Genomic DNA, 10,216 nt, shown 5'->3' on the forward strand with positions numbered 1-10,216 from the left:
GCGACGACGAGGTCGCCGGGGTGCATGCCGGGCAGCAGCCCGGCGCAGAATCCGGTGGCCACGACCGCGGTGCCGCCGGGCTCGCGCTCCTCGCGCAGTGCGCGCGTCACCGCCCGGTCGGCCGCCTGGGGGCCCATGCCGGTGCGCAGCACGGTGACCGGCCCGCCGTCCTCGCCCGCGTCGTACGTCCCGTACGGTCCGTACGCCCCGTGCCGGACGTCGCCGAAGCGCCGCAGCGCGAGCCGTTCGATGCCCAGGGCGCAGGCGATCAGCAGCGGCCCGCGGCCACCGGTCTCCGTCATCTCTCTTCCTGCCGCCCCGTCGCGGCGCCGGTGCCGTCGCCGTGCAGGTAGCGGCCGAGCGCCGTGAGCGGGAAGACCTGCCGGTACAGGTGGTAGTTGATGGAGAAGTCCCAGGGGAAACCGGTGCCGGTGAAGTGCGGCTCATCCCAGCTTCCGTCCTCGCGCTGGGTGCGGGTGAGCCAGTTGATCCCCTGCTCCACGGCGAGCGAGTCCCGCTCCCCCGCCGCGAGCAGCGCGAGGAGCGCCCAGCCGGTCTGGGACGCGGTGGAGGTGCCGCGTCCGGCCCACTCCTGCTCATGCCCGGGACGGTAGGAGCGCAGGTCCTCGCCCCAGCCGCCGTCCCCGTTCTGCACGCTCTCCAGCCAGCCGACCGCGCGGCGCATCGCCGGGTGCGTCGGGGAGAGTCCCGCGGCGACGAGCGCCGGCACCACACAGCCCGTCCCGTAGACGTAGTTGACGCCCCAGCGCCCGAACCAGGCGCCGCTGGCCTCCTGTTCGGCCAGCAGCCAGGTGACCGCACGGCGTACGCGCGGGTCGGCGCGGCGGCCCTCGGCGCACAGCATCTCCACCATGTGGGCCGTGACGTCGGCCGAGGGCGGGTCGATGACCTCGCCGAAGTCGCAGAAGGGCAGCCGGTTGGGCAACGGGCTGTCGTTGTCGGCGTCGAAGGCCCCCCACGCGCCGCTCCTGGACTGCATGCCCAGTCCCCAGCGCACCGCCCGGCGTACGGAGGCGTCCACGCGCCCCTGGTCGGGGTGGCGTACGCGGCGCAGCGCCAGGACGACCTCGGCGGTGTCGTCCGTGTCCGGGTAGGAGTCGTTGTGGAACTCGAACGCCCAGCCGCCGGGCGGCAGTTGAGGCTTGCGTACGGACCAGTCGCCGCGCCGCAGCACCTGCTCGCCGAGCATCCAGCCGGCGGCCTTGACCAGCGCGGGGTGGTCCGCGGGCACCCCGGCGTCGGCGAGGGCGATGGTCGCCAGACAGGTGTCCCAGACCGGGGACTGGCACGCCTCGACCATGCGCGCCGCACCGCTCTCGCCGTCCTCGCCGCCCGCCGTCTCGTACCGCACGGTGTAGCGGTCCAGGGACGCCAGCCCGGCGCGCATCACCGGATGGTCCAGGTCGTAGCCGAGCAGCCGCAGCGCGATCAGCGAGTAGACCGCGGGGGGCTGGATGCCTCCCCAGCAGCCGTCGTTCTCCTGCCGTTCGACGATCCAGCGTGCGGCGCTGCGCAGCGCGGCCCTGCGCAGCGAGCGGGAGCCGACCCTGCGGTAGGCGTGCAGCCCGCGGTCCAGGCGCTGGAAGAACCCCTCCCAGCTCGCCGGGGACGCCATCCGTCGCGAGGGGTTCGGGCGGGCGGCGTCGCGGTGCAGTTCGTCGAGGGGGAACGGCGCCGGACGTACGGGCCGCTTCGCGCACACGACGGTCAGCGGCACGATCGTCTGCCGTGCCCAGCAGCCGAAGTCGTAGATGTTGAGCGGGAACCACTTCGGGAACCAGATGATCTCCGGCGGCATCTCCGGCAGGTCCGCCCACCGCCACCAGCCGAAGAGCGCCAGCCAGATACGGGTGAAGACCCTGCTGGCCGCGACCCCGCCCTGCTCGCGCACCCACGCCGCGGCCCGCTCCATGTGCGGCTCGTGCGGGGCGTCGCCGGCCAGCCGCAGCGCGACGTACGCCTCGATCGTCGTCGAGAGGTCTCCGGGACCGCCGTGGAAGGTGGCCCACGTACCGTCGGCCCGCTGCCGGGACCGTACGAAGCGCGCCGCCTCCTGTGTGGTCCGCTCGTCGCGGACGCCGAGGAACTCGCGCAGCAGCAGGTCCTCGGCGTCCATGGTGACGTTGGTCTCCAGATCGCCCTTCCACCAGCCCGCCGCGTCCTGCCGGGCGAGCAGATGCTCCACGGCGCGGGCGGCCGTGTGCTCCGCCCGCTCCGTGAGACTTCCGGCGCTCCGCGGCCGTGCGGTGGCGGTCGCCGAGTTGCCGCTGTCCGTCGTCGCTGTCATGTCTCTCCCCTTTGCAAGGGTCCGGGCGACGCACGGAGCGCCGGCTGCGTATCAGCGCTGTCTTACGACGACGAAGTCGGCCAGCGCGATGAGTTGTTCACGTACGTGGGCGGGCATGTCGAGGGGTTCGAGAGCGGCGAGAGCGGTGGTGTGCTGCCGCTGTGCCTCGGCCGAGGTCCACTCGCGGCCGCCGGCCTCCTCGATGAGGGCGGCCCGCGTGGCGAACTCCGCCTCGTCGAAGTCCTCGAACTCCTCCTGGGTCTTCTTCGCGTCGGTGCGCATGAGATGGGCGAGGCGGGTGGCGGCCTCCTCCTGCGAGGCGAGCGCGGCCACCACGGGCAGCGACTTCTTGCGCTGCCGCAGATCGCTCCACGCCTGCTTGCCGGTGGCCTCCGGGTCGCCCCAGATCCCGAGCAGGTCGTCGACGGCCTGGAAGGCGAGGCCCAGGTGGTAGCCGTAGGACTCCAGCGCGTCGGCCGTACGGTCGTCGGCACCGCCGAGCACGGCGCCGATGGAGACGGCGCAGGCCAGCAGCGCGCCGGTCTTGTTGCCCTCCATCTCCAGGCACTCCTCGACCGTGACCTGCTCACGGTGCTCGTAGGAGATGTCCTGCGCCTGTCCGTCGATGAGCATGCGCGTCGCACGCGTCAGACGGCGCGTGGCACGTCCCGCCTCGGAGGTGCCCGGCTCCAGCAGTATCTCGTTGGCGAGGGCGAAGAGGGCGTCGCCGACGAGGATCGCCTGGGCCGGTCCGTGCACCTTCCAGACCGTGTCGCGGTGGCGGCGCTGCTCGTCGCCGTCCATCAGATCGTCGTGCAGCAGCGAGAAGTTGTGCACGAGTTCGACGGCGACGGCTCCGGGCAGGCCCGTCTCCGGCGGGGCGCCGGTGATCTCGGCGGACAGCAGCGCGAGCGCCGGGCGTACGGCCTTGCCGCCGTCCGCCTCCGAGGGGCGTCCGCACTCGTCGATCCAGCCGAAGTGGTAGGCGGCGACGGTGTTCATCGGTGGTGCGAGCCGGTCGACGGCCTCGCGCAGCACGGGAGTCGCGAGCCTGCGGCCGCGCTCCAGCAGAGCGCTGACGCTCGTGTCGTCGACGACGGTGTGCTGGTTCGCCGTGGTCACGGGGTCTCCTCTGCGTTCTGTGCGGGTCGTACGGATACCGCGGAGCGCGGCGAAGCCGTGGGGGGTACGTGCTGTGCCGTCCGTCTGCGTCCTCCGGACGTGCCGCCTGTGTCGGCGCTGCTCATGCCACCGCCCTTTCGTGTGGTGCCGGGCACCGGATCATTGTCGTACGAGCGGCTCATGGCGGTGAGGGCTTCCCGGGCGGCGGACTCGCCACTCCGCACGGCGCTCTCCATGGTCGCCGGCCAGCCAGTATCGGTCCACGCTCCGGCGAGGCAGACACCGGGCGCCGCCGTACGGGGGCCGGGACGCAGCCGGCCCACCCCGGGGCGGGGGTCGAAGGTGGCCGTGCGCTCACGCGTGACGAAGAAGTCGACGACGCGTGCGGTACGGGCGGCGGGCAACAGCCGTGCCAGCTCCGGCAGATAGCGCTCGCGCAGCACGGCCACGGGCGCGTCGATCTCGCGGCCCGCGGCCGACTGGGAGACGGCGAGGTACTGCCCGCCGCCGCCGAGCCCCGAGGGCCCCGTACGGTCGAAGACCCACTGGACGGGCGTTCCGAGCGCGGCGAAGAACGGGCGGCGCAGCACGCGGCGGTCGTAGACCACGTGCAGATTGAGGATCGGCGCGGTGCCGATCTCCAGGAGCCGTCCGGGTGCGGGCAGCGCGCCCTCGGGCAGCAGGTCATGCGCCTCGTGCTGCGGCACGGCCAGTACGACGGCGTCCGCGTGGTGCTCCGCCGCGGAGTCCGCGCCCTGCTGGGCCGAGACCGTCCAGCCGCCGCCGGAAGCCGCGGTGACGCCCCGGGCCCGGGTCTGCGTCACGACGTGTACGCCGGCCGCCCGCAGGGCCCGCCGGGCGAGGGTGTCGTGCAGATGCCCCAGCGGTACGCGGGAGACCCCGATGTCGGCGGCGCCGGGAGCGGAGAGCAGCCCCGTACGGAAGACCATGGCCGCGAGCCCCAACGACGCTTGCGGGGCACGGGCGTTGAGCGTGGCGGCGCCCACCAGGTCCCACAGGGCGCGGACGGCGCGGGGGCTCTGGCCCTGGCCGTGCAGCCAGGTCGCGAAGTCGACGTCGTCCAAGGCGGGGTCGGCCGGGTCGAGTTGCTCCAGGGCGAGCGCCGCTCGGGCGGCGCGGGTCCGCTCGGCGGGCGTCAGATGCCGGTAGGTCGCGAGCGCCGGGGCCAGATGCAGCGGTACGGGAAGGGAGTTGCGGCGCAGTCTGCTCAACTTCGGCCGCTGCGGGCCCACATCGAGGACGGGCACGTCGAGGCGCCGCTGTACGGGCGCGAGCCCGGCGCCGCCGATCCGCTCCAGGAACCGGGTGTAGGCCGTGCAGCAACGCAGGTGCACATGCTGGCCGTTGTCGATCGTGAGCCGCCCGGCGGGCGAGTCCCGGTGGAAGGAGAAGGCGAGACCGCCCAGCCGCGGCCGGGCCTCCAGCAGCGTCGTCGACACCCCCGCGTCGGCCAGCTCCAGCGCTGCGGTCGTCCCCGCGATCCCGCCGCCGACGACGACGGCACGGGTCCCGGCGGTGCCGCCCGTACGCGTGCCGTCCGCTTCCGTCCGGCCGGTGTCAGACCTGCTCATGCCCGTGCGCTCCGCCTCGCCGCGTGCCGGGCGTCGATGCCGGTGAGCCCTCGTACGGCCACGTACGCCTTCTGTCCGTTCGGCAGCGAGACACGCTCGCGCAGCACCGCGAACGGGTCGGCCGCGATCCGCTCCAGCAGCCGCTGGTAGATCCCGGCCATCGCGGCGACACAGGCGCCGGACCGGCGGTCCAGCAGCGGGAGGAGCCGGTACCCGTGCGCGAACAGGGCGCGGGCCCGCTGGACTTCGTGGTGCACCAGCCCGCGGAAGTCGCTGCCAGGCTGCGCCTCGTCGCTCCGGAAGTCGGCGGAGCAGCCGAACTTTTCAAGATCCTCCGCGGGCAGATAGGTGCGTCCGTGGTCGGCGTCTTCCCTGATGTCCCGGAGGATATTGGTGAGTTGGAGTGCGAGGCCGAGAGTGTCGGCGTACTCCGAGGCGCGTGCGGCGTCCCGTACTCCGGGGAGGGTGCCGAACACGCCCAGCGAGAGCCGGCCGATCGCGCCGGCCACACACCGGCAGTAGACCTCCAGCTCCTCCCAGCTCTCGTACGTGGCGCCCCGCACGTCCAGCAGGACGCCGTCGATGAGTTCGTCGAGCCCCTCCATGGGCACGGGGTAGCGGCGCGCGGCATCGCTGAGGGCGACCGCGACCGGGTCGGTGTCGCCCGTGTCGATGCCGCCCTCGCGGATGCGGCCGAGCAGCCGCCGTGTCTCTTCGAGCCTGGCCACCTTCACGGACTGTTCGAGGGGGCCGTCCCCGATGTCGTCGACGCGCCGGGAGAACGCGTAGAGCGCGGACATCGCCCGGCGCTTGCCGGTCGGCAGCAGCCGGATGCCATAGGCGAAGTTGCGGGCCTGCTGGCCCGTGACGGACTCGCAGTAGTCGTACGCGGCGGCCACCGAAGGCGGCACGTACGGTACGGGCCGGGCTCTGTCCACGGTCCGCTCACCCCTCTCGTCGCAGGGTCGCGGCCACCTCGCGCAGCAGCCCGCGCGTGGTGGCCCGGGGAGGTCCTGGGAGTACGTCGTATCCGGCACGGCTGATGGCGCGGAGAGCGGCACGCCCTCCGCCGGTGAACCCCGCGAGCAGCAGCTTCAGCCGCCCGCGGACGCTGGCGACGAGGGGATCCCCGGCGGACAGCAGCTCGCGGGCGCGGCCGGCCTCGTGGGCGAGGAGCGCACGGACCGACGCGTTGGCTCGCGGGGCGGCGAGATCGGACTCGGTGACGTGGAAGCGGGCCATGGAGTCGGCGGGAAGGTAGATGCGGTCGCGGCCGAGGTCCTCGGCCACGTCCTGGAGGTGCTCGACGATCTGCAGCGCCGTGCACACGTCGTCGGAGTACCGGATGCGCTGCGGGGTCGCGGTCCCGGTGATGGCGAGGACGAGATGGCCCACGGGGTTGGCCGACAGCTCGCAGTAGCCGAGGAGTTCGGCGTGGTCCGCGTAGCGGCGGACCTTCTGGTCCTGACGGTTGGCCTCGATCAGGGCGAGGAACGGTTCGGGGCCGAGACGGCGGCGCCGCACGGTCGGGGCGAGCGCCGTCAGCAGGGGGTGGCCGGGGGCGCGGCCGTCGCCCTCGAAGAGCCGGAGCAGGTCGTTCTCGAAGGCGTCGAGCATGGCGAGCCGGTCCCCTCCGGGCTCGCTCCCCCATCCGGGGCCGAGCCCCAGGTACTTCGCGTCGAGTCCGCCGGGGGCGAGGTCGCCGTCGCCGATGTCGTCGACGAGGCGGGCGTAGCCGTACACGGCCATCAGGTCGTAGCGCCACTCACGCGGCAGGAATCCGGGCGCCACCGGGAAGTTCTCCCTCGTGGCCTTGGCGAGGACGGCACGCGCATGCGCGTCCGCCTCCGCGCTCACCACGTGCTGCCAGAAGCCATTGCCGTCACATCTCCGTTTCTACACCGCTGGGATAAAACATCCTATTTTGGACACGCCGCTCCGGCACGGTGGCGGCCCGGGGCCCGCGGCCTGGCGGAGGAACCCGGACGGGAGCAGGGGGAAAACGGTTCTCCGGACGTGGCCGGTACGCGGCGCCGGAGGCCGCGGATCAGTCCCGGGCGGGGGACGCGGCGAAGCCGGCGATCAGGACGTCGAAGGCGCGCTCGGCCACCGTGTGGATCTCCTCGGAGGAGAGCGCCGCGAGCGGTCCGTCCAGGAAGAGCATGGCCAGGCCGTGCACGGTCGACCAGGCCGTCAGCTCCGCGCCCGTACGCTGCTCCGCGGACATGCGGCCGTGCTCGACGAGGCCGTCCAGCGCCTCGACGAGGATGCCGAACGAGCGGAACTCCCAGGTGCCGTCCGCTCCGTCGGGCGTGACGGAGCCGTCCAGCGCGCTCAGTTGGAGGTTGTCGCGGCAGAAGGCGGCGCGGTAGAGGCCCGGCTCGGCGAGCGCGAAGGAGAGATAGCCGTGGCCGAGGGCGCGCAGCCGTGCCTCGGCGGCCTCCGGACCCGGAGCGTCCGTACTGCGGCCCGCCTCCATCGCGCGTGCCAGGTGCTCCTGACCCAACTCCTTGACCGCGCGCAGCAGTTCGGCCTGTCCGGCGAAGTGGCGGTAGGCGGCCGTCGGGGAAACGCCGACGCGGCGGGCGGCGGCGCGCAGTACGACGGACTCGGGGCCACCCTCGCGGGCGAGGTCGGTGGCGGCGTCGATCAGGGCGTTGCGCAGATCGCCGTGGTGGTAGGCCGTCTTTCCGGGACGGGAGCCTTCGCGGCCCTCCCGTGCCGTCTCCTCCGTCGCTCCTGTCGCACCCGTACCGGTCTTCGCCATGTCCGCCATGCTTCCATCCTGCCCGATGTTGACAGCATTAACATCCGTCGCCAGAATCCATGTTGACGCCGTAAACATCGGCGCGGACGCCTCATGGGGGGACGAAGACAGTGCTAAGACGCATCGCGGAGCTGGCCCTGCGCCGGCCACGGGCCCTGCTCGCGCTCAGTCTGATCGCGGTGGTGGCCATGGGCGCCGTCGGATTCGGCGCCTTCGGGAAGCTGCAGGCGGGGGGCTTCGAGGATCCGGACGCGCCGTCGAGCCGGGCCCAGACGCTGATCGCCGACAAGTTCGGCGGCGAGGACAACCTCGTCCTGCTCGTACGCGCCGAGGAGGGCGGGCTCCGCTCGCCCGGCGTACGGGAGGCGGGCGAGAAGCTGACCGAGGAGCTGAAGCAGGAGGAGGGCATCACCCGCGTCTCGTCCTACTGGGACGCGGGCGGCTCCGCGCTCACCTCGCGGGACGGCTCGCAGGCCCTCGTCCTGGCGCATGTACGGGGCGACAGCAGCGAAGTCGCCGACCGCGCCAAGGAGATCATCGAGGAGCGGACGGGCGAGCGGGGTCCCGTGGAGGTACGGGCCGGCGGCGCCGCCGCGCTCAACAACGACATCTCCGCACAGGTCTCGGCGGATCTGGCGGTCGCCGAGTCCGTCGCCGTACCCGTGACGCTCGTACTGCTCGTCATCGCCTTCGGCAGCTTCGTCGCGGCGCTGCTGCCGCTGGCCATCGGGCTGATCGCGATCCTCGGCACCTTCGCCGAGCTGTTCGTGCTGGGCAGCGTCACCGATGTGTCGGTCTTCTCCGTCAACCTCACGACCGCGTTGGGGCTCGGGCTGGGGATCGACTACGGCCTGCTGATCGTCAGCCGCTTCCGTGAGCGGCTCTCCGAGGGCGACGACGTCGGGGACGCGCTGCGTACCACCGTGACGACGGCCGGGCGCACCATCGCCTTCTCGGCGGCCACGGTCGTCGCGGCGCTGGCGGCGCTGCTGCTCTTCCCGCCGTTCTTCCTGCGCTCGTTCGCGTACGCGGGGATCGGGGTCGTGGCCGTCGCCGCGCTGGCGGCGCTCATCGTCGTACCGGCGCTGCTGGCGGTGCTCGGACACCGCGTGAACAAGGGGCGGCTGCCGTGGGCGGACGCCGTGCGCCGCCCGGACGCCCCGGTGTGGGGCAGGCTCGCGCGTACGGTCATGCGCCGTCCCGCGCTCACGGCCCTGCCGGTGCTCGCCGTACTGCTGCTCGCCGCGAGCCCGCTGCTCGGTGCGCGCTTCGGGATGCCGGACGAGCGGGTGCTGCCGCAGGACGCGCAGAGCCGGGAGGTCTCCCGTGTGCTCGCGGAGGACTTCCCCGGCGGTTCGGCGGACGGGCTGGAGATCGTCACCACGGCCGGGGTGCCCGGACAGCAGCTCGATGCGTACGCGCAGCGCGTCTCGCGGCTGGAGGGCGTGGCCCGCGTCCAGGCGAGCAGCGGCGTCTACACCGACGGCGAGGCGGCGCCCGCCGGGCGTGCCCAGGCGGGTCTCGGCCGGGCGGACGCGCAGATGCTGACCGTCACGGCCGAGCGGGGCAGTACGGCGGAGGAGCGGCAGGACGTGGTGCGCGCCATCAGGGACGTGCCCGCGCCGGGCGGCGGCGAGGCGCTGGTGGGCGGGCGCGACGCCCAACTCGTCGACACCAAGACCTCGATCGGCGACCGGCTGCCGGGCGCCGTCGGCATGGTCGTCGGCACGACCTTCCTGCTGCTCTTCCTCTTCACCGGCAGCGTCGTCCAGCCGCTGCGGGCGCTCGTGCTCAACGCGGTGAGCCTGACGGCGTCGATCGGCGCGATGGTGTGGATCTTCCAGGAGGGGCATCTCTCCGACGTGCTGGGCTTCACGGCGATGCCGATGGACACCTCGATGACGGTGCTGATGTTCTGCATCGTCTTCGGGCTCTCCATGGACTACGAGGTCTTCGTCACCAGCCGCATCAAGGAACTGCACGACGGCGGCGCCTCGAACGCGGAGTCCGTCACCCGCGGGCTGTCCCGTACGGGGCGCATCGTGACGATGGCGGCGGGGCTGCTGGCCGTGAGCTTCTTCGCCTTCACCACCGGCGAGATCAGCTTCCTGCAGATGTTCGGGCTGGGCAGCGGGCTGGCGATCCTCATCGACGCGGTCGCCGTACGCGGAGTCCTCGTCCCGGCGGCGATGCGGCTGCTGGGGCGCGGTGCCTGGTACGCGCCGGGGCCGCTGCGGAGGCTGCACCGCAGGGTGGGGCTCGCGGAGTCGGCCGGTCCGCCGCGTACCCGAGCGGAGGCGGAAGCGGAACCGACGGCGGAGGCGGAAGCGGACGCCGGGGAGGAGCGGGAGGAGGCGCAGCCGCGTACGGGCGCGGGCGTCTGACGCGGCGCTCTCACATGACAAACGGCCGGCCGGGACCCGTCCA

8 protein-coding genes are annotated in these 10,216 nt (G+C 73.1%); 1 reads left to right on the top strand and 7 read right to left on the bottom strand.

Annotated features, from left to right (window positions below; genetic code table 11):
* The 7 genes from AN218_RS38355 to AN218_RS20660 form a co-directional block, all read right to left on the bottom strand.
* The coding region (locus tag AN218_RS38355; RefSeq protein ID WP_476755969.1) for a phosphorylase family protein at positions 1-302 on the bottom strand (302 nt) is incomplete at its 3' end.
* Positions 299-2,308: a squalene--hopene cyclase gene (shc, locus tag AN218_RS20635; protein ID WP_070018383.1), complete on the bottom strand. Its 2,010-nt coding sequence runs from the start codon at positions 2,306-2,308 to the stop codon at positions 299-301. The genes shc and AN218_RS38355, both read right to left, overlap by 4 nt.
* Before the next feature lie 51 nt (positions 2,309-2,359).
* Positions 2,360-3,430, bottom strand: coding sequence for a polyprenyl synthetase family protein (locus AN218_RS20640; RefSeq protein WP_070018384.1), 1,071 nt, complete (start codon positions 3,428-3,430; stop codon positions 2,360-2,362).
* Positions 3,427-5,022: a hydroxysqualene dehydroxylase HpnE gene (hpnE, locus tag AN218_RS20645; protein ID WP_079132391.1), complete on the bottom strand. Its 1,596-nt coding sequence runs from the start codon at positions 5,020-5,022 to the stop codon at positions 3,427-3,429. The genes AN218_RS20640 and hpnE overlap by 4 nt, the downstream gene beginning before the upstream one ends.
* Positions 5,019-5,960 carry a presqualene diphosphate synthase HpnD gene (gene hpnD, locus AN218_RS20650; protein ID WP_070018385.1) on the bottom strand — a complete coding sequence of 314 codons (942 nt, stop codon included), beginning with the start codon at positions 5,958-5,960 and terminating at the stop codon, positions 5,019-5,021. Before hpnD ends, hpnE begins: the two co-directional genes overlap by 4 nt.
* A gap of 7 nt (positions 5,961-5,967) precedes the next feature.
* Positions 5,968-6,882, bottom strand: coding sequence for a squalene synthase HpnC (gene hpnC / locus AN218_RS20655; protein WP_070018386.1), 915 nt, complete (start codon positions 6,880-6,882; stop codon positions 5,968-5,970).
* Between the two features lie 187 nt (positions 6,883-7,069).
* Positions 7,070-7,798, bottom strand: a complete 729-nt coding sequence (locus AN218_RS20660) for a TetR/AcrR family transcriptional regulator (protein ID WP_244900558.1) — start codon at positions 7,796-7,798, stop codon at positions 7,070-7,072.
* Between the two features lie 101 nt (positions 7,799-7,899).
* Between AN218_RS20660 and AN218_RS20665 the strand changes: the two genes are divergently transcribed.
* The gene (locus AN218_RS20665; RefSeq protein WP_107421524.1) at positions 7,900-10,173 is read left to right on the top strand and encodes an MMPL family transporter; all 2,274 of its coding nucleotides are present in this window, start codon (positions 7,900-7,902) and stop codon (positions 10,171-10,173) included.
* Positions 10,174-10,216: the final 43 nt, after the last annotated feature.

It is taken from the genome of Streptomyces nanshensis (assembly GCF_001751255.1).
Classification (GTDB): domain Bacteria; phylum Actinomycetota; class Actinomycetes; order Streptomycetales; family Streptomycetaceae; genus Streptomyces; species Streptomyces nanshensis_A.

Coding starts and splice junctions, on each gene's coding strand:
- shc (WP_070018383.1), bottom strand. CDS start 2,308: ATGACAGCGACGACGGACAGCGGCAACTCGGCGACCGCCACCGCACGG.
- hpnE (WP_079132391.1), bottom strand. CDS start 5,022: ATGAGCAGGTCTGACACCGGCCGGACGGAAGCGGACGGCACGCGTACG.
- AN218_RS20660 (WP_244900558.1), bottom strand. CDS start 7,798: ATGGCGGACATGGCGAAGACCGGTACGGGTGCGACAGGAGCGACGGAG.